Source organism: Isoptericola sp. NPDC060257, assembly GCF_042726645.1.
GTDB lineage: Bacteria > Actinomycetota > Actinomycetes > Actinomycetales > Cellulomonadaceae > Isoptericola > Isoptericola nanjingensis.
In genome coordinates this window covers 1-18712 of the sequence record NZ_JBHXAW010000059.1, presented here as the reverse complement: position 1 = coordinate 18712, position 18712 = coordinate 1, and the positions used below count along the sequence as shown (strand labels likewise).

Genomic DNA, 18712 nt, shown 5'->3' with positions numbered 1-18712 from the left:
GCCCTGGGCGGCGACGCCGACGTGCGCGCCGTGCCGTTCGCCGACGGCGGCGAGGGCACCCTGGACGCGATCCTCGGGGCGTGGGGCGAGGAGCCCCGGACCTGCGCCACGACCGACGCCCTCGGGCGCCCGACCACCGCGCGCTACGGCGTCTCGCCCGACGGCCGCACCCTCGCGGTCGAGGCGGCGGAGGCCTACGGGCTGCCGAAGGTCTCGGACGTCGCGCTGCGGCCGCTGGACGCGACCAGCCACGGCGTCGGCACGGTGGTGCTCGCCGCGCTCGACGCCGCCCCGGACGCCGAGGAGGCCGTCCTGTTCGTCGGCGGGTCGGCCTCGACCGACGGCGGGGCGGGGCTCCTGACCGACCTCGGCGCCCGGTTCCTCGACGCGGCCGGCGCCCCCGTCCCTCCGGGTGGTGGCGGCCTGCGCACCCTGGCCTCCGTCGACCTGTCCGGCCTCGACGCCCGCGCCCGCACGCTGCGGTGGCGCATCGCGTGCGACGTCGACAACCCGCTGCTCGGGTCGCGCGGGGCGGCCGCCGTCTTCGGGCCGCAGAAGGGCGCGACGCCGGAGGACGTCGCGCTGCTCGACGACGGGCTCGCGCACCTCGCCGACGCCCTCGCCGCCGCGACCGGTCACGACGCGCGCGACCTGCCGGGTGCCGGCGCGTCGGGCGGGCTGCCGGTGGGCCTGTCGGCCGCGCTCGGCGCGGAGCTGGTGCCCGGCGGCGAGCTCGTCGCCGAGGCGGTGGGGCTCGTGGACGCGCTCGAGGGCGCCGACCTCGTGCTCACCGGGGAGGGCCGCCTCGACGAGCAGTCCCTGCACGGCAAGGTCGTCGACACCGTGGTGCGGCTCGTGGCCGGCCGCGCGGCGGTCGTCGTCGTGGCGGGCGGCGTGGAGCTCACGCCCGCCCGGGTCGCGGAGGCCGGGATCGCGGGGGCGTTCTCCCTCGCGCCGGGGCCACGCACGCTCGCCGAGCTCTCCCGCGACGCCGAGGTCGAGCTGGAGCGCACGGCCGCGCACGCGTGCCGGCTGTTCGCGGCCGGGCGCGCGTCGCGCTGACGCGTCAGCGCTTGCGGGTGCGGCGGCGGACGGCGTCGGCCCAGTCGCGGTGGTATCGCACCACGACGGTCTCGGTGCCCGGCGCCCACCAGACGGCGACCGGGTCGCCGTCACGCGGCGGAGGCAGCCGCTCCTCGTCGTCCGGCCGCACCAGGGACGAGTAGGGGCGGTCGGCCGTGCCGTCGTCCGTCGGGTAGGACACCACGCCGCTGAGCAGGAGGCCGGAGCTCGTGCGGCGCTCGTTCACGGAGACCGATCCGGTGACCGACCGCCTGTCCGCGCCGAACGCCGCGGCGTCGCGCCCCTCGGTGGCCTGGCGCTGGTCGTCCCGGTAGCGGACCAGGGCGGCGACGGCGGTGACCATGAGGCCGGCGAGCATGCCCATGAACAGCCACAGCTCGAGCTCGCCGGACGGGTCCTCGATCGTGCGCCGCAGCACGTAGAGGCCGGCGGTGACCACGAGGGCGGGCGCCCACAGCCACCGTCGCAGCCAGCCCGGGCGCGGGGGCGCGGGCAGCTCCTCCAGCGGCGCGTCGACCTCGTCGGGGCTCTCGACCTGCTGCCAGACGACGCTCACGAGTGCAGGCTCCAGCGCCACGCGTCGGCGTTGTGGCGGCCCCAGCGACCGCCGAAGCTCTTCGCGGTCACGCCCGCGCCGTTGCCGCGCACCGTGCGGGCGCGGTTGGTCCACTCCTCGACGGGGGCCTCGTCGTCGGGCAGCCCGCTCGCCGACGCGACCGCCGCGAGCCCGGCCACCAGCGCGGCGACCTCGACGTCGTCGGGCCGACCGCGCACCACGCGCACCTCGTTGCTCATCGCGCACCCCCGAGCGGGTCGTCGCCGTCCTCGTCGTCCAACCGGTCGTCCAGCCGGTCGTCCAGCCGGTCGTCCAGCCGGTCGTCCAGCTCGTCGTCGAGGTCGTCGTCGCCGAACTCCACCGCCGCCCCACGCGACGTCGCCCACTCCGCGACCTCGTAGCCGCCGTCGAACAGGCGCTGCGCGACGTCACCGCCGGCCTCGTCGAGCAGCTCGACGACGCCGTCCAGGGTGCCGGGCGAGCCGGGCGTCGGGTCGGCCACGACGAAGCCGAGGTAGAACACCTCGGCCGGCACGGCGCCCTCCGGGGCGTCGTGGGTGTGCTCGTCCTCCTCCTCGTCACCCTCCCACACGGAGCTCGTCAGGTCGGGGTGCATGCCCAGCCCGTCGTGCAGCGCGTCGAAGACGGAGGCGTTGAGCTGGCCCACCCGGTTCTCCAGCGCGAGCACGCGCGGGTCCTCGTCCGCCTCGGAGGCGCCGAACTCGGCGCGCACGCCGACCGCGGTCTGCACGTACTCGTGCAGGGCGGCCGCCAGCGCGTCGACGGCGCGGTGCATCGGCTCGGGGTCGACCGACCCCAGCGGGGCGGGTCCGTGCGTGGCGTCCTCGTGGCTCATCTGCTCATTCTTCCCGGTTTCGACGGCGCTCAACCACCGACGGTGTCACAGGGGGATGTTGCCGTGCTTCTTGGGCGGCAGGCTCGCGCGCTTGGTGCGCAGCGCCCGCAGCGCGCGCACCACCTGCACGCGCGTCTCGGACGGGCGGATGACGGCGTCCACGTAGCCGCGCTCGGCGGCGTCCCACGGGTTGACGATCGCCTCGGTGTACTCGTCCGTGAGGCGCTGCCGCTCCGCCTCGACGTCACCGCCGGACTCGGCGACCTCCTTGAGCGCCGAGCGCTGCAGGATGTTCACCGCCCCCGACGCGCCCATCACCGCGACCTGCGCCGTCGGCCAGGCGAGGTTGACGTCCGCCCCGAGCTGCTTGGAACCCATGACGATGTACGCCCCGCCGTAGGCCTTGCGCGTGATGACGGTGACCAGCGGGACGGTCGCCTCGGCGTACGCGTAGATGAGCTTGGCGCCGCGCCGGATGATGCCCTGGTGCTCCTGGCCGACGCCGGGCAGGAAGCCGGGGACGTCGACGAAGGTCAGCACGGGCAGGTTGAACGCGTCGCAGGTGCGCACGAACCGGGCCGCCTTCTCGGCGGCGTCGATGTCGAGGGTGCCCGCCATGGACAGCGGCTGGTTGGCGATGATGCCCACCGACTGGCCCTCGACGTGGCCGAACCCGATCAGCACGTTCTGCGCGAAGAGCGGCTGCACCTCGAGGAACGACTCGGGGTCGAGGACCGTCTCGATGACGGCGCGCATGTCGTAGGGCTGGTTGTCGCTGTCGGGGACGATGACGTCGAGCGCCTCGTCGTCCTCGGTGACCTCCAGCGGCGTCTCGTCCTCGGGCGGGAACGACGGCGCGTCGCCGAGGTTGTTCTGCGGCAGGTAACCCACGAGGTGGCGCACGTAGTCGATCGCGTCGTCCTCGTCCGCGCCCAGGTAGTGCGCCACGCCCGACGTCGCGTTGTGCGTGCGGCCGCCGCCGAGGGTCTCGAAGTCGACGTCCTCGCCCGTCACCGTGCGGATCACGTCCGGGCCGGTGATGAACATGTTGGACGTGCCGTCCGCCATGACGATGAAGTCGGTCAGGGCGGGGGAGTAGACGGCGCCGCCCGCGCTGGGACCGAGGATGAGCGAGATCTGCGGGATCACGCCGGAGGCCGCGACGTTGCGCCGGAACATCTCGGCGAACTGCGTCAGCGCCGCGACGCCCTCCTGGATGCGCGCCCCGCCGCCGTCCGAGATGCCGATGATCGGCACGCCGGTGCGCAGCGCGAGGTCCTGCACCTTGGCGATCTTCTCGCCGTGCACCTCGCCGAGCGAGCCGCCGAAGACCGTGAAGTCCTGGCTGAACACGCACACCTGGCGCCCGTCGACCGTGCCGTGGCCGGTCACGACGCCGTCGCCCGCGACGCGCCGCTTGTCGAGGCCGAAGTTGCGGCTGCGGTGCATGGCCAGCGCGTCGAGCTCGACGAAGCTGCCCTCGTCCAGCAGCGCCTCGATGCGCTCGCGGGCCGTCTTCTTGCCGCGCGGGTGCTGCCGCGCCTTCGCCTTCTCCTCGGCGTCGGTCACGGCCTCGGCCCGCCGGCGCTCCAGGTCGGCGAGCTTGGCGGCGGTGCCGGAGAGGGCGGGCGACTCGATGTCGGTCGAGGAGGTGGCGTCGTTCACCCGACCGACCCTAGTTGGTGGGTTGCCACGCATCGATGCGCGACAGGCTGCGGCCCGCCCGGATTCTTTGGAGGGACCCCACAAAGGGTCGGTGGCGGTGAGATGCGGGACGATCGGGGACGTGAGCCACGACCCCCGCCGAGACCCCCTCGATCTCCCCGCCCTGCGCCGCGACCTGCTCGCGCCGTCCGGCCCCCTCGCCCGCCTCGACGTCGTCGAGGCGTCCGGTTCCACGAACGCCGACCTGGCCGACGCCGTCCGCCGGGCGCCGGGGGAGTGGCCCGCGCCCGCGGCGCTCGTCGCCGAGCACCAGACGGCGGGGCGGGGGCGTGCGGGGCGCGGGTGGCAGACGCCGCCGCGCGCCGCGCTCACCGTCTCGCTGCTGCTGCGCCCGCGGCTCGAGCCCGCCCGGCTGGGCTGGCTGCCGCTGCTCGCCGGCCTCGCCGTCGCGCGCGCGGTGGACGCCGCCGGGGTGCCCGGGGCCGCGGTGAAGTGGCCCAACGACGTGCTGCTGCCGGCCGCCGACGACGCGGCCGGGCTGGGGCCGTTCCGCAAGGTGGCGGGCGTGCTGGCCGAGGTGGTGCCGGCCCTCGACGGTCAGGGGCCCGCCGCCGTCGTCGTCGGCGTCGGGCTGAACGTGGACCAGTCCGCGGCCGAGCTGCCCGTGCCGACCGCGACGTCGCTCGCGCTCGAGGGGGCGCGGGCCGACCGCGGCGCGCTGCTCGGCACGCTCGTGCGCGAGCTCGTCGGCGTCGTGGCGGACCTGGAGGCCGCCGGCGGGGACGCCGTCGCGGCCGGGCTCGCGGCGCGGTACGCGGCGGCGTCGGCCACGCTCGGCACGGCGGTGCGCGCCGAGCTCGCCGGCGGCCGCGACGTGGTGGAGGGCGAGGCGGTGCGTGTCGCCGCCGACGGCGCGCTGGTGCTGGCGACGGCGGGCGGGGAGCGGACCGTGACGGCCGGGGACGTGCACCACCTGCGCACGGCATGACCGTGGTCGTGTCAGCGGCCGGCGAGCTCGGCGACCACGGGAGCGAGCCGGTCGGCGGCGTTCGCACCGACGACGACGTACGAGAAGCCGCCCTCCTCGCGTCGCCGCAGGATCTCCTCGGTGGCCGCCCCGGGGTCGGCGGGCAGCTGCAGCAGCGAGTCCGCCGCGCGCAGCGCGCCGGTGTCGGTGTCGGGCGGTGCCATGAACGGGGAGACGGCATCGCCGACCACGGCCGCGTGGAACGCCAGCTCGAGGTCCGCGCGTGACCGCAGGTCCGCCGCGATCCCCATCGTCACGGCCCGCGGGTCGTCCGGCATGATCGCGACCGCGGCCGTGTCCGCGAGGTCGGCGGCGAGGGCGCGGGCCTTCGGGCCCCGCACCGCCATCACGACCGGCGTGCGCCGCGCCGCGCCGTCGAGCCGGCGGAGCAGCGTGACCGCCTCGGCCATGCGCGCCAGTCGTCGCTCGGCGGAGAGGACCGGCATGCCCAGCTCCCGCAGCGTCCTCGATGCCGGGCCGCCCGGCGCCGAGGCCCATCTCGAACCGGCCTTCGGTGAGCACCGACAGCGAGTGCGCCTCCCAGGCCATGGTGCGGGCCGGGCGCAGCGGCGAGGCGTACACCCAGGTGCCGACGCGGACGTCGGCGAGCGTCGCCGCGACCGCCAGGGTAGGGCCGGGTGCCGGCTGCCACTGCTGGACGTCGGGCATCAGGAGGGTCGAGTACCCGTGGTCGGCGATCCGGCGAGCCTGGTCCCGCCACGCGGGGAGGTCGGTGCCGACGGGGGCGACGACCCCGAAGCGAAAGCTTCGTGCCGGCCTCGTCGTGTGGTCGTGGGGCATCGTCGCGTTCCTCTCGCGCGGGCGTCGTGGTCGGGACGTGCTCATCGACCGCCGGCGGGACGCGAACTCATCGGGCGCCGGCCCGGGGCTCCCAGCCGGGGCACAGCCCGCGCTGACTACAGTGGGGGCGTGACGAGCGACACCACGACGGGACCCGGTCTGCCGACGGACGACGACGCCCGGCGGGCGGGGGACACCGCGGCCCGCCTGGACGAGGCGATCCTCGGCGGCCCGCGCCGGTACACGCTGTCCGACCTCGTGGAGGGCACCGGGCTGTCGCAGGAGTTCATCGAGAACTACTGGCGCTGGCTGGGGCTGCCCGTCACCCACCCCGCCGAGGTGGGGTTCACCGACGCGGACATGCAGGCGCTGCGCGAGATCGGCGAGCTCGTGGACGCCGAGCGGCTCGACGAGCAGGCCCAGATGACGCTCATCCGCTCCCTCGGGCACACCACGGACCGGCTCGCCCTGTGGCAGGTGGAGGCGTTCGTCGAGCACCTCAGCCGCCGCGACGGCCTGGACGACGTGAGCGCGCGGCTCGCCGCCATCGACCGCATGCCGGACCTCACCTCGCAGCTGTCGCGCCAGCTCGAGCACGCCTGGCGGCGCCAGCTCGCCGCGCTCACGGGGCGGCTGGCCACCGAGTTCGGCGGCGCGCGTCGCGGCACCCAGGAGGCGCACGACGACGAGCTACCGCTGCCGCGCGCCGTCGGGTTCGCCGACATCGTCTCGTTCACCAAGCGCACCGCGGGCCTCGGGTCGCAGGAGCTGTCGGAGTTCGTGCAGCTCTTCGAGTCCCGCGCCCGCGACGTCATCACCGAGGCCGGCGGTCGTGTCGTCAAGACCATCGGCGACGCGGTGCTGTTCGTGGCCGACGACGTGACGACGGGCGCCGAGGTGGCGCTCGGCCTGGCCGCGCCGCACGCCACCGACCCCGAGATCCCCGTGCGCGTCGCGTTCGTGTGGGGGCGGGTGCTGTCGCGGTTCGGCGACGTGTTCGGCTCCGACGTCAACCTCGCCTCCCGCATCACCGAGCTCGCCGAGCCGGCCACCGTGCTGGTGGACCCGCACACGGCGTCCCTCCTCGCGTCGTCGTCCCGCTACGCCCTGACGGCGCAGCCGCCCCAGGAGGTGCAGGGCATCGGCGAGATCACGCCGGTGCGGCTGCAGCGCGCCTACACCGGCGCCTGACCGAGATCCTCAGTCGCGGCCGACGGCGACCACGTCCGGGTCCCGCGGGTCGGGGTCGACGTCGAGCAGGGACGGCCGGTTGTTCTGCACCGACCCGACGGCGTCGCCCACCGGACGCGTCGCCATCCCGACCTGCGGGCCCGTGACGATGCCCATCGCCTGCTCGGCCCCGACCGCGGGGTCGAGCCAGGCGTCCCACGACGCCCGCGGCAGCACCACGGGCATCCGGTCGTGGATGCGCTCCAGGTCCTGCGACGCTGCCGTGGTGATCACCGTCGCGGAGACGAGCCAGCGGTCGGGGTCGTCGTCGGCCTTGGTCCGGTCCCGCCAGAACTCGTACAGGCCGGCGAGCGCCGCGACGCCGCCGTCGTCCGGGTGGATCCAGTACGGCTGCTTCGGCACCTTGCCCTTCGACCCGCCCTTCGACCCGCCCCGCGCGGGGGCGCCGGGCGGCAGCTCGAGCTTGCGCCACTCGTAGTAGCCGTCGGCCGGCAGCAGGCAGCGCCGGAGGCCGAGGGGTTTCGCGAACGCGGACTTGTCGATCAGGGTCTCGGTGCGCGCGTTGATCATGCGCGCGCCGATCGACGGGTCCTTGGCCCACGACGGCACGAGCCCCCAGCGCGCCAGCCGGAGGGAGCGGGTGATCTCCCCGGTCTGCCCGCCCTCGAGCCGCCGCGGGCGCTCGACGACGATGCGCACGGGGTCGGTGGGGGCGACGTTCCACGACGGGGGCAGGAGGCGCGCGTCCTCCGCGATCTCGGCGACGGCGAGGTCGTCGGCGATGTCCTGGGCGTCACGGAAGGACGCGTAGCGGCCGCACATGGGTCCATCGTGACGCATCCCACCGACACCCGGGCGGCCGGCCGGGGGATTCTCCCTGGGCCTGGTCGTAACGATTCGATACGATGGTGGCCATGCCCGACGACTCCGCGAGACTTCCGCGCGCCCGCTCTCCGTACCGTTGGGTCATCATGCTCGGGGCGCTCGCGGCGCTGCCGGCGTTCACCGTCGACATGTACCTGCCGTCGCTGCCCGAGGTGGCGGCGGACCTGGGCTCCTCCGCCTCGTTCGCGCAGCTGTCCGTCTCCGTGATGCTCATCGGCGGCGCCCTGGGCCAGCTCACGATCGGCCCGCTGTCCGACCGCTTCGGGCGCCGGGCGCCCCTCATGTGGGGCCTCGCGCTGCACGTCGTGACGTCGATCCTGTGCGCGTTCGCGCCGAACATGACCGTCCTCGTGGGGCTGCGCCTCCTGCAGGGCTTCTTCAACGCCGCGTGCGGCGTCGCGGCGATGGCGGTCGTGCGCGACCGGTTCGTCGGCGCCGAGGCCGCGCGCATCCTGTCCCGGCTGATGCTCGTCATCGGCGTCGCGCCCATGCTGGCGCCGACCTTCGGCTCCGCCGTCGCCGCGGCGGCGGGCTGGCGCTGGGTCTTCGGCTTCCTGGCGCTCGCGGGCGTGGCGATGGGCCTGGTCGTGTGGCGGTTCATGCCGGAGACGCTCCCGGCCGGACGACGGCAGACCGGCGGTGCGCGCAGCGTGTTCGCCGGCTACCGCACGCTGGTCAAGGACAAGCAGTTCATGGCGCTCGCCGTCATCCCGGGGCTCGGGCAGGCCGTGCTGATGAGCTACGTGGTCGGTTCGCCGTTCATCTTCCAGGAGGGCTACGGGCTGAGCCACGGGCAGTTCTCCGTCCTGTTCGCCGTCAACGGCCTGGGCCTGGTGCTGTCCGCGCAGGTGAACGCCGCGCTGGTGCGGCGGGTGGCGCCCATCCGGCTGCTGCGCGCCGCGCTCGCGATCCAGGGCGTCGTCGCGGTGGGGCTGCTGGCGGTGGCCCTCACCGGGGCCGGCGGGCTGATCGGCCTCCTCGCGATGCTGTGGGTGGTGCTCGCCTTCCAGGGGCTGATCCCCGCCAACGCGTCGGCCATCGCGCTGTCCCGGCACGGCGAGCGCGCGGGCACCGCGGCCGCGGTCATCGGCGCCGTGCAGTCCGGCGTCGCCGGCCTCGTGTCGCCGCTGGTGGGCGTGCTCGGTGGCGACGCCGTCGCGATGTCCTGGGTGATGCTCGTCGCGCTGGCCTGCGCGATCGCCGTGCTCGCGTTCGCCACGCCCGCCTACCGCAAGGACGGCTGGGTCAAGCTGGCCTGACGGACCCTGACGCTCGCCGCGGCCGACGGCGTCCTAGGCGAAGCCGAAGACCGGCCCGAACGCCACCACCACGAGCGCCGCCCACACCGCGTAGACGGGCAGGAAGCGCGTCTGCCACCGGACCAGTGCGCCGAACGGCTGCCGCTCGCGCAAGAAGCCGAGCAGGAGCAGCCCGGACCGGGCCAGGTGCACCAGGAGCAGCAGGTTGAGGCCGAGGGCGGCCACCTTGTTGGGGCTGAGGCCGAACTCGGCGATACGGGTGAGCATCGCCGTGAGCGCGACGGCGTCCACGGCGAGCGCGGCCGCGACGAGCACCAGCTGCAGGCCGTCGAACCAGCCCGGGCGGGCGAGCGAGTCGCGGGCCGAGACGGAGTACAGCAGCAGGCAGAGCACCAGCACGAGGATCGCGTCCATGAGGATGAGCAGCTCGCGCTCGACGTCGGCGAGCCCGCCGGCGCCGAGCAGGACGACGAGCGTCACCAGCAGCATCACCGTGGTCAGCGGCGTGAAGACGCGCGTGAGGACGGGGGCGATGTTCTCCACGACGTCCTGCTTCGCCTCGACGAGCCACGCCCCGACGACGACGGCGCCCGGCACCGCGAACGGCATGATCCAGCTCTCCATCGCGGGCTCGATGTCCACGCCGACGAGGCTCAGGGTCGCGGCCGTGAGGCCCAGCAGCACCCCGCCGCCGATGGCCAGCAGCGTCACGTAGACGACGAGCTCGCCGGTGAAGCGCGCGAAGTCCATCCGCGGGTCCTGGTCCCGCCAGCGGCCGCCCACGTAGACTACGCCGACCAGCGCCCACAGCACGACGGGGGCGTGGATCGCCGCGAGGACGACGGTCGACCCGGTGTCGACGTACGGGTAGACGTTGAGCACGACGGCGAGCAGCGCGTACGGGACCAGCAGGGCGGCGACCACGCGCCACGCGACGCGGCGCTTCCAGACGAAGTAGGCGGCCAGGAAGGGCGCCGTCATGAGGGGGACGTTGCGCAGCAGCGCCGAGTCCGTGTCGAAGGCCGCGAGCGCCACCTTCACCGCGATCCCCGCGCCGACGGCGAGCGCGAGGACGACGGCGAGCTCGCGCCACGCCGGGCCGGACGCCTGCGCGGGGTCGTCGCCCGGGACGAGGACGAGCTGCTTCCACAGCCGCTCCGAGTGCTCGCGCGCGAACTCGTGCGAGACGGCGTCGAGGTTGCCCATGCGGCGCACCGCGACGAGGAACGCCTCGTCGTCGTCGAGGCCCGTCGCGGTGAGGTCGTCGACCCGGCCGCGCAGGTGGTCCTCCATCTCGTCCACGTCGGCGGGCGCGATGGCGCGGTGGCGCTGCACGTACGAGCGCCACTGGTCGATCTGCGCCTCGAGGCGCTCGCGGGAGGCCATCAGGCCCAGCCCTCCGCGACGGCGGGGCGGGCCGGAGCCTGGGCCGCCTGCTGGGCGGACCGCCAGACCTGGTGCAGCACGTCCGCGACGACGGACCACTGCTCCTGGCGCTCGGCGAGCGCGTCGTGCCCGGCCGGGGTGAGGGCGTAGTGCTTGCGGCGCCGGCCGGCCTCGGAGGTGCCCCAGGTCGCGACGACCAGGCCCAGGCGCTCGAGGCGGTGCAGGAGGGGGTAGAGCATCCCGTCGGTCCACTGCATGCGGCCGCCGGAGAGCTCCGTGACCCGCTTGAGGATGGCGTACCCGTAGGACTCGCCCTCCGCGAGGATGCCGAGCACCAGCGGGGTGGCGGACGCCGCCACCAGGTCCTTGTCGAAGCGCACCTCGGGCTCCTATGTCTAGATCTGCTAGGGGTGTTGAACCTAGCAGATCTAGGCATCGCCCGGGAGGGGGTGACCGGGTGGTTCGGCTCCGGGCTCCTCAGGCGCCACGGGATCGTCGCCCGGCGTTCATCCAGGGTTCGTCGAGCCGTCGCGGAGCGCCGGTGGGATCGGGCCATGACTCGCTCACCGAACCAGGCTCGCGCCCTGCGCCTCGTCGCGGCCGGCGCCGCCGCGGCGGTCGCGCTCACCACCGCGGCCGGCACCGCCGCCCTCGCGGACGGGCGCCTCGGCGACCACGGCACGAATCGCGCGACGCCCGGCCACGGGCGACCGGGCGCCGTCACGACCCACCTCGTCCCGACGCTCGAGGGGCGCGCGACGCTGTCCGCGGACTTCCTCGCCGAGGGGCCGCCGTCCGGCTCCCAGGCCTCCGCCGCCAACGGCCGGCAGGGGCCGTGGGACGGTCAGGTGATCCCGGGCTTCTCGGCGATGGTCGACAACGGCGACGGCACGTTCTGGGCGCAGCCGGACAACGGCTTCGGCAGCCAGGGCAACTCGGCGGACTTCCTGCTCCGCAGCTACCTCGTGAAGCCGGACTGGGACACCGGCGGCGGTCGGGGCAGCGGCTCGGGCGAGATCGAGGTGCTGGACCACATCTCCTACGACGACGAGAACCACGTGCTGGACTTCGACATCGTCAACGAGGACACGGACGAGCGCCTGCTCACCGGCGCGGACTTCGACGTCGAGTCCGTGGTGCGGGCGGACGACGGCACGCTGTGGGTGGGCGAGGAGTTCGGCCCGTTCCTGCTGCACTTCGACGCGGACGGCACGCTGCTGGAGAAGCCGTACGAGCTGCCTGGCGGCCTGAGGTCGCCGCAGAACCCGTACCTCGCCGACGGCGAGGAGCCCACCGTGCGCGCCAGCCGCGGCTTCGAGGCGATGGCCGGGGTCAAGGGCGGGCGCTACCTGTACCCGGTGCTCGAGGGGGCCCTGGTCGCCGACGCCGACCAGCGTCGCCGCGTCATCCACGAGTTCGACACCCGCCGCGGCGAGTACACCGGCCGCACGTGGGACTACCAGACCGACCAGGAGGCCAACGTGCTCGGCGACGCGTTCGCCGTCGGCAAGGACTCTTTCTGGATCGTGGAGCGGGACGACTTCGAGGGCCCCGCCTCCGTGACCAAGCGGGTCTACGAGATCGACCTGAGCGAGACGGACCGGGAAGGCGGCGGTAGAGGGTACCTGCACAAGGAGCTCGTCCTCGATGCGCTGCGGGTGGAGAACCCTGACGGCATCGACGCGGGGGAGGGGTACGGCCTGGGCGAGACGTACGCGCTGCCCGTGCAGTCGTTCGAGACGGTGCTCCGGCTGCGCGACGGCCGCATCCTCATCGGGAACGACAACAACTACCCGGGCAACGCGGCGCGGAACCCGGGCACTCCCGACGACACCGAGATGGTCGTCGTCGACCTGGAGAAGCAGCGCACGCGGGACGACGGCGTCACCGTCATCGGGCACCGCGGCGCGTCCGGGTACCGGCCCGAGCACACGCTCGCCGCCTACGAGCAGGCGATCCTGCAGTGCGCGGACGTCATCGAGCCCGACGTCGTGCCGACCAAGGACGGCGTGCTCGTGGCCCGGCACGAGAACGAGATCGGCGGCACGACAGACGTCGCCGAGCACCCGGAGTTCGCCGACCGCCGCAGCACGAGGACGATCGACGGCAAGCCGGTCACGGGCTGGTTCACCGAGGACTTCACGCTCGCCGAGCTGAGGACGCTGCGCGCCACGGAGCGGCTGCCCGAGCTCCGCCCGGACAACACCGCCTACGACGGCCTGTACCAGGTGCCCACCCTCGACGAGGTGCTCGACCTCGCCCGCCACTCCGAGACCTGCGACGGCCGGCCGGTCGGCGTAGCGCCCGAGACGAAGCACCCCACGTACTTCGCGTCCATCGGGCTGCCGCTGACCGACCCGCTCGTGGCCGAGCTCGCCGCGAACGGCCTCGACTCGCGGCGCGCGCCCGTCGTCGTGCAGTCCTTCGAGACCACCAACCTGCGCGAGCTCGACCGGCGCACCGACGTGCGCCTCGCGCTCAACGTCTCCGCGACCGGAGCGCCGTACGACCTGGTGGCCGCCGGCGACCCGCGCACCTACGCCGACCTCGTCACCCCGCGCGGCCTGCGCGACCTGGCCCGGTACGCCGACATCGCGAGCCTGGAGAAGAACGTCGTCGTCCCGCGCGCGGCGGACGGCACGCTCGGCCGGCCGACCTCCGTGGTCCGCGACGCGCACCGCGCGGGGCTGGAGGCCTACGCCTGGACGTTCCGCGCCGAGAACCAGTTCCTCCCGCTCGGGCACCGCTCGTCGGCGGACCCCGCCGCGCACGGCGACATGGCGGCCGAGCTCGACACGTTCCTCGACACCGGTCTCGACGGCGTCTTCTCGGACCAGCCCGGCCTCGCGGTCGAGGCCGTCGCCGCCCGGCGATGACCGGTAGCGCGGGGGGTGATCCCGTGGTCGCCCGGGGCACCCCTCGCGCGAACGTGCTGCTCAGGCCCTAGGATCGCGCTTGTGCGGACCCTGCCACGGCACGCGTCAAGCCTCGCCTCGCACCGGGTCGTCCGTACGATCGCCCTCGTCGTCACCGCGGTGGTGGCGTTCGTGGCGGCGACCGCGGTGGCGTCGTTCGTCGACCTGCGCTCCCAGATCGGCGTCTCCGACGTCGACGACCTCCTCGCCGGCGACGACCGCCCGCCCGAGGTCCCGGCGGAGCAGGACCCGACCGACCCGTTCGCGGGCAAGGACCTCAACATCCTGGTGATGGGTACGGACTTCCGCGACGAGGCCAACGCCGAGATCGCCGGGGAGGGCGACGAGTTCCACTCGGACACGACGCTGCTGGTGCACCTGTCGGGCGACCGCAGCCGCATCGAGGCCGTGTCCATCCCGCGCGACTCCCTCGTCGACATCCCCGCCTGCAAGCTCCCCGGCGGCGGCGAGACCGCGCCGCAGACGAACGCCATGTTCAACTCCTCCTTCTCGCTCGGCGGCGGGCCGGACAAGGACGTCACCGGCGCGGCCGCGTGCACCATCCGCACCGTCGAGAAGCTCACCGGGGTGCGGATCGCCGACCACATGGTGGTGCAGATGACCGGCGTGATCGGCGTCGTCGACGCCATCGGCGGGGTCACGATGTGCCTGCCCGAGCCCGTGAAGGGCCAGCGCGTGGACCTCGACCTGCCGGAGGGGAAGCAGAAGCTCGACGGGTACACCGCGATCAACTTCCTGCGCGCCCGCAAGGGCGAGGGCATGGGCCTGGAGATCGGCAGCGACCTCAAGCGCATCGAACGGCAGCAGGCGTTCTTCGACGCCGCGATGCGCGAGATCCTGTCGCAGAACATCATCACCGACTCGCCGCGCCTGTACCGGATGGTGCGCGAGATCCTCGGCTCCATCTCCACGGACCCCGAGCTCGCGAGCCCGACGGCGCTCGCGGGCCTCGCATGGAGCATCCGCGACCTCGACCCGTCGCAGATCGTGTTCACGTCGGTGCCGGTGGCCACCGCGCCGAGCGACCCCAACCGTGTCGTCTGGACGTCCGAGGCCGACGCGATCTGGGAGCGGATCCGCGCCGACGAGGCGCCGCCCGGCACCGCCCCGGCCAAGGAGGCCAAGGAGGAGGAGCCGAGCGGCACGGCGTCGGCCTCGCCGGACGGCGCGACGGCCGTCGACGACGAGGTCGCGTCGCCGGACGCCGTCGACGGCGAGGACGGCGGCGCCCGTGGCGGCAAGGACGGCAAGGGCGCCTCGCCCGACCCGTCGCCCAGCCCGTCCGTGCTGCCGGGCGTCTGCGCCTGACCGCCGCCGTGCGGTGACGGAAGGTCAGCGCTGGGGCAGGGCGCGGCGGGCCTCCTGCTGCAGGGCCCCGGCGACCCGGTCGAGCACCGTCGAGCGCAGCTTCCACTGCTGCAGGTAGATGGGGACGTCGACGACGGCGTCGTCCTCGAGCAGCGCGACCTGTCCGCCGGCCTGGCCCGGCCCGCCGTCGAGCATGCCGAACCGGGCTCCCGGGCCGGGGAGCGGGCCCCACATGCCCCACCCCAGGCCGCGGCGGATGCCGTCGACGTACTCCGTGGTGCTCGGCACGTGGTGCCGCGGCGGGTCCGGGACGGCGGCGCCCGCCGCGGCGGCGCGCTCGCGCAGCCAGGCGTCCTGGAGGTCGTCGGCCCGGTTGAACACGAGCATCGGGGCGCGGCCCAGCGCCTCGATCGTGGGGCCGTCCGGGAACCAGCGGTCGATCACCTCCCGGGTGGCGGCCGGGCGGTAGCGGGTGACGCCGAGGAACGTCGAGGTGCAGCCCTGCACCGCGTCGCGCTGCGACGTGATCGCGGCCATCACGGCGCCGGCCGGCAGCAGGTCCACGGTGCGGTCCTGGTCGTCGCGGTGGAGGTCGAAGCAGACGCCCTCGACCCGTGCCAGCGCCGGCATCACCCAGGTCGCGAGGGAGTCGGCGTTGACGGCGATCGGCACCGTGACCGGGCGGGGCGGGGCGCCGGTGCCGTCGTCGTCGGCGTCCCGGGGCCCGAGCTCGCGGACCGCCTCCGCGCCGAGCAGCTCGACCTGGCGCGCCAGGCGCAGCAGCGTGCGCCCCGGCTCGGTGGGCGCGACGGGGCGGGTGCGGCGGACCAGCACGGAGCCCGCGGCGTTCTCCAGCGCGCGGACGCGCTGGCTCACCGCCGACGGCGTGACGTGCAGCGCGTGGGCCGCGGCCTCGAACGAGCCCTCGGTGACGACGGCGGCGAGCGCCTCGAGCTGGCGGGAGTCCCATCGCATGACTCGACCGTAGATGAAGCGAAGCTTGATCGGATCAAGAAACCGTAGATGGACTTCATGTCGTGGCCGACCTAGCGTCGAGGGGTGCTCACGCTCCTCGCCGGCCTCGGCTTCGGCCTGTCCCTCATCGTCGCCATCGGCGCGCAGAACGCCTTCGTGCTGCGCCAGGGCGTGCGCCGCGAGCACGTGGGCCTCGTCGTCGCGGTGTGCGCGGCGTCCGACGTCGTGCTGTACCTCGCCGGGACCGCGGGGCTCGGGGCGCTCGTCGTGAGCCACCCCGCCGTCGTGGAGGTGGCGCGGTGGGCCGGCGCCGCCGTCGTGCTCGGGTACGGCGCGCTCGCGGCGCGCCGGGCGTGGCGCGGGGACGAGGCCGGGCTGGCGGCCGCGTCGGACGGCGCGGTCGCCGACGCCGGACGGCGCGCGCGGCCCGTGCTGCTCATGGCGCTCGCGCTCACCTGGTTGAACCCGCACGTGTACCTCGACACGATCGTGCTGCAGGGCTCGCTCGCCGCGTCGCACGGCGACGCGCGCTGGCTGTTCACGGCCGGCGCGATCGTCTCCAGCGTCCTGTGGTTCGTCGGCCTCGGCTACGGCGCGCGGCTGGCCGCGCCCGTGCTCGCCCGCCCCGGCGCGTGGCGCGTCGTCGACGGCGTCGTCGCCGCGATCATGCTGGTCGTCGCCGTGAGCCTGGTGCTGCCGGCGCTCACGGCGTAGAGACCGGTCACTTCGGCATCTCCTCCGTCTGTTCGGCATGGCCTCGTGCCGAACAGATGGACGCGGTGCCGAACGGATCGGTGCCTGCGTGGCGGGCTCAGCGGGCGAGGCGGCCCAGGCGGTCGACGGCGTCGCGCAGCACGTCCTCCCGCTTGACGAACGTGAACCGCACGCGCGAGGCGAGCGCGCCGGCCGTCGTCGAGCCGGCGCGGCAGAACGCGGAGACGGGCACGCCGACGACGCCCGCGAGCTCGGGCAGGCGGCGGCACAGCTCGTGCCCGTCGGCGGCGCCGAGCCGCTCCAGCAGGTGCGCGCCGTCCGCGACGACGAAGTAGGTGCCCTGCGGGACGACGACGTCGAACCCGGCGGCGGTGAGCCCCTCGCACAGCAGGTCGCGGCGGGAGGCGAGCGAGGCCGCCAGCGCGCGCGGCGCGTCGTCGTCGGCGAGCGCCCGGGCGATGGCGGGCTGGAAGGGCGCGCCGGACGTGTAGGTGAGGAACTGCTTCACCGTGCGCACGGCCGTGACGAGCTCTGCGGGGCCGTGCACCCAGCCGACCTTCCAACCCGTGAGGCTGAACGTCTTGCCGCTGGAGGAGACCGTGAGGGTGCGCTCCGCCATGCCCGGCAGGGTCGCGACCGGCACGTGGACGGCGTCGTCGAAGGTGAGGTGCTCGTAGACCTCGTCGGTGAGGACGACGGCGTCGGCCTCGCGCGCGACGGCCGCGACCTGCTCGAGCTCGGCCCGCGTGAGCACCGTGCCGGTCGGGTTGTGCGGGGTGTTCAGCACGATGAGCCGGGTGCGGGGGGTGACCGCGGCGCGCAGGGCCGCGGCGTCGAGCCGGAAGCCCTCGGCGGTGAGCGCCACGGGCACGTGCGTCGCGCCGGCGAGGGCGATGCTCGCGGCGTGCGAGTCGTAGAACGGCTCGAGCGTGATCACCTCGTCGCCCGGCCCCGCGAGCGCGAGGATCGACGCGGCCAGCGCCTCCGTGGCGCCGGTGGTGACCAGCACCTCGCCGTCCGGGTCGACGTCGAGCCCGTAGCGGCGCCGCTGGTGGTCGGCGATCGCGTGCCGCAGCTCCGGCACGCCGTCGCCGGGCGGGTACTGGTTGCGGCCGGCGTCGATCGCGTCCTTGGCGGCGTCGCGGATGAACGCGGGGCCGTCGACGTCGGGGAAGCCCTGCCCCAGGTTGATCGCGCCGGTGCGCGCGGCGAGCGCCGTCATCTCCGCGAAGATCGTCTGCGCGACGGCGCCGTCCGCCCCGAGCAGTCCGGCCGCGCGGGCGACGTCGTTCCAGCGGCCGGGCGGGGGAGAGGTCGGCATGGTCCTCGACCCTAGCCCCGGCCGGTCGCGGGTGCGGCCCGTGTCCGGCTAGGGTAGTGACCAGATTCGACTCTTTGGTCACTACGGAGGTGCTCGTGCCCCGTCCGCTCGTCCCCGACCGTCGTGCGCGCATCCTCGACGCCGCCCGCGACCTGATCCTCGAGAACGGCTGGCCCCGTACGACCGTCGCCGACGTCGCTGCACGAGCCGGCATCGGCAAGGGCGCCGTCTACCTGGAGCTCCCCGACAAGGCCGCGATCCTCGACGCCGTCCTGCGGCGCAGCACCCGGGACCTCACCGCCGAGGTGCGGCGTCGCGCCGTCGAGGCCGACGGGCCGGTCGACCTGCCCGCCGTGTACCGGTTCGGCATGGAGGCGCTGCTGGCCGACCCCCTCATGCGGGCGCTGTACGTCGGCGACGCGTCGCTGCTCGGCGACCATGTGCGCGACGTGGCCGGCGGTGCCGGGGGCGACCGGTACGCGGAGCGGTTCGGGTGGCTGGCCGAGTACGTCGCGCGGCTGCAGGACGCGGGCGTCGTGGACCCCGCCGTCCCCACCGAGGCGGTCGTGCGCGTGCTCGGGATCTTCGGCGTCGGACTGGTGCACGCGCCGGGCACGCTCGGCGCGACGTCGGACGACGCGCTGCGCGCCGCGGTCGCGCTCTTCGCCGACCTCGTCGGCCGCGGTCTCGCCGCCGACCGACCCGTCGACCCGGAGGCCGCCCGCGCCGCGCAGCTCGGCCTCCTCGCC

The 18712-nt window shown here is 74.7% G+C and carries 18 protein-coding genes; 8 read left to right on the top strand and 10 right to left on the bottom strand.

Annotated features, from left to right (window positions below; genetic code table 11):
* Positions 1-1062, top strand: a 1062-nt coding sequence (locus ACFWEK_RS07325) for a glycerate kinase (protein ID WP_430553615.1), incomplete at its 5' end; no start/stop codon positions are given.
* Between the two features lie 4 nt (positions 1063-1066).
* On the opposite strand, the gene ACFWEK_RS07320 is transcribed toward ACFWEK_RS07325, so the two are convergent.
* Genes ACFWEK_RS07320 through ACFWEK_RS07305 form a run of 4 tightly spaced genes read right to left on the bottom strand, consistent with a single transcriptional unit; the run spans position 1067 to position 4193 of the window.
* The gene (locus ACFWEK_RS07320) at positions 1067-1639 is read right to left on the bottom strand and encodes a hypothetical protein (RefSeq protein WP_430553614.1); all 573 of its coding nucleotides are present in this window, start codon (positions 1637-1639) and stop codon (positions 1067-1069) included.
* Positions 1636-1878 (bottom strand): acyl-CoA carboxylase epsilon subunit, encoded by a 243-nt coding sequence (locus tag ACFWEK_RS07315; RefSeq protein ID WP_429762479.1) that lies wholly within the window; start codon positions 1876-1878, stop codon positions 1636-1638. Before ACFWEK_RS07315 ends, ACFWEK_RS07320 begins: the two co-directional genes overlap by 4 nt.
* Entirely contained in the window at positions 1875-2495 is a 621-nt protein-coding gene (locus ACFWEK_RS07310; RefSeq protein WP_430553613.1) for a hypothetical protein, read from the bottom strand. Before ACFWEK_RS07310 ends, ACFWEK_RS07315 begins: the two co-directional genes overlap by 4 nt.
* A gap of 45 nt (positions 2496-2540) precedes the next feature.
* Entirely contained in the window at positions 2541-4193 is a 1653-nt protein-coding gene (locus tag ACFWEK_RS07305) for an acyl-CoA carboxylase subunit beta (protein WP_430553612.1), read from the bottom strand.
* 88 nt (positions 4194-4281) lie between these two features.
* Here ACFWEK_RS07305 and ACFWEK_RS07300 point away from each other — a divergent pair, with 88 nt between their 5' ends.
* Complete coding sequence (locus ACFWEK_RS07300; RefSeq protein WP_430553611.1) at positions 4282-5148, top strand: biotin--[acetyl-CoA-carboxylase] ligase; 867 nt, start codon at positions 4282-4284, stop codon at positions 5146-5148.
* Between the two features lie 11 nt (positions 5149-5159).
* Here ACFWEK_RS07300 and ACFWEK_RS07295 read toward each other — a convergent pair whose 3' ends face one another.
* The gene (locus ACFWEK_RS07295; protein WP_430553610.1) at positions 5160-5633 is read right to left on the bottom strand and encodes a hypothetical protein; all 474 of its coding nucleotides are present in this window, start codon (positions 5631-5633) and stop codon (positions 5160-5162) included.
* Positions 5634-6117: 484 nt separating this feature from the next.
* Here ACFWEK_RS07295 and ACFWEK_RS07290 point away from each other — a divergent pair, with 484 nt between their 5' ends.
* Positions 6118-7179 carry an adenylate/guanylate cyclase domain-containing protein gene (locus ACFWEK_RS07290; protein WP_430546843.1) on the top strand — a complete coding sequence of 354 codons (1062 nt, stop codon included), beginning with the start codon at positions 6118-6120 and terminating at the stop codon, positions 7177-7179.
* 9 nt (positions 7180-7188) lie between these two features.
* Here ACFWEK_RS07290 and ACFWEK_RS07285 read toward each other — a convergent pair whose 3' ends face one another.
* Positions 7189-8001, bottom strand: a complete 813-nt coding sequence (locus ACFWEK_RS07285) for an SOS response-associated peptidase (protein ID WP_430553609.1) — start codon at positions 7999-8001, stop codon at positions 7189-7191.
* A gap of 92 nt (positions 8002-8093) precedes the next feature.
* Here ACFWEK_RS07285 and ACFWEK_RS07280 point away from each other — a divergent pair, with 92 nt between their 5' ends.
* A complete protein-coding gene (locus ACFWEK_RS07280; RefSeq protein ID WP_430553608.1) occupies positions 8094-9323 on the top strand; it encodes a multidrug effflux MFS transporter in 1230 nt (409 codons plus the stop codon).
* Positions 9324-9356: 33 nt separating this feature from the next.
* Here the strand turns inward: ACFWEK_RS07280 and ACFWEK_RS07275 are convergent, their stop codons facing one another.
* Both ACFWEK_RS07275 and ACFWEK_RS07270 read right to left on the bottom strand, forming a co-directional pair.
* On the bottom strand, positions 9357-10709 hold the full coding sequence (locus ACFWEK_RS07275; protein WP_430553607.1) for a permease prefix domain 1-containing protein: 1353 nt from the start codon (positions 10707-10709) through the stop codon (positions 9357-9359).
* A complete protein-coding gene (locus ACFWEK_RS07270) occupies positions 10709-11089 on the bottom strand; it encodes a PadR family transcriptional regulator (RefSeq protein WP_430546847.1) in 381 nt (126 codons plus the stop codon). The genes ACFWEK_RS07275 and ACFWEK_RS07270 overlap by 1 nt, the downstream gene beginning before the upstream one ends.
* 174 nt (positions 11090-11263) lie before the next feature.
* On the opposite strand from ACFWEK_RS07270, the gene ACFWEK_RS07265 reads away from it, so the two are divergent.
* Both ACFWEK_RS07265 and ACFWEK_RS07260 read left to right on the top strand, forming a co-directional pair.
* Positions 11264-13585 carry an esterase-like activity of phytase family protein gene (locus tag ACFWEK_RS07265; protein ID WP_430553606.1) on the top strand — a complete coding sequence of 774 codons (2322 nt, stop codon included), beginning with the start codon at positions 11264-11266 and terminating at the stop codon, positions 13583-13585.
* A gap of 81 nt (positions 13586-13666) precedes the next feature.
* A complete protein-coding gene (locus ACFWEK_RS07260; RefSeq protein ID WP_430553605.1) occupies positions 13667-14953 on the top strand; it encodes an LCP family protein in 1287 nt (428 codons plus the stop codon).
* Between the two features lie 24 nt (positions 14954-14977).
* Here ACFWEK_RS07260 and ACFWEK_RS07255 read toward each other — a convergent pair whose 3' ends face one another.
* On the bottom strand, positions 14978-15928 hold the full coding sequence (locus tag ACFWEK_RS07255) for a LysR family transcriptional regulator ArgP (protein WP_430553604.1): 951 nt from the start codon (positions 15926-15928) through the stop codon (positions 14978-14980).
* A gap of 84 nt (positions 15929-16012) precedes the next feature.
* Here ACFWEK_RS07255 and ACFWEK_RS07250 point away from each other — a divergent pair, with 84 nt between their 5' ends.
* Entirely contained in the window at positions 16013-16642 is a 630-nt protein-coding gene (locus ACFWEK_RS07250) for a LysE/ArgO family amino acid transporter (protein WP_430553603.1), read from the top strand.
* A gap of 97 nt (positions 16643-16739) precedes the next feature.
* Here ACFWEK_RS07250 and ACFWEK_RS07245 read toward each other — a convergent pair whose 3' ends face one another.
* Complete coding sequence (locus ACFWEK_RS07245; RefSeq protein ID WP_430553602.1) at positions 16740-17963, bottom strand: pyridoxal phosphate-dependent aminotransferase; 1224 nt, start codon at positions 17961-17963, stop codon at positions 16740-16742.
* A 95-nt stretch (positions 17964-18058) separates the two neighbouring features.
* Between ACFWEK_RS07245 and ACFWEK_RS07240 the strand changes: the two genes are divergently transcribed.
* On the top strand, positions 18059-18712 hold a 654-nt coding region (locus ACFWEK_RS07240), incomplete at its 3' end, for a TetR/AcrR family transcriptional regulator (protein ID WP_430553601.1).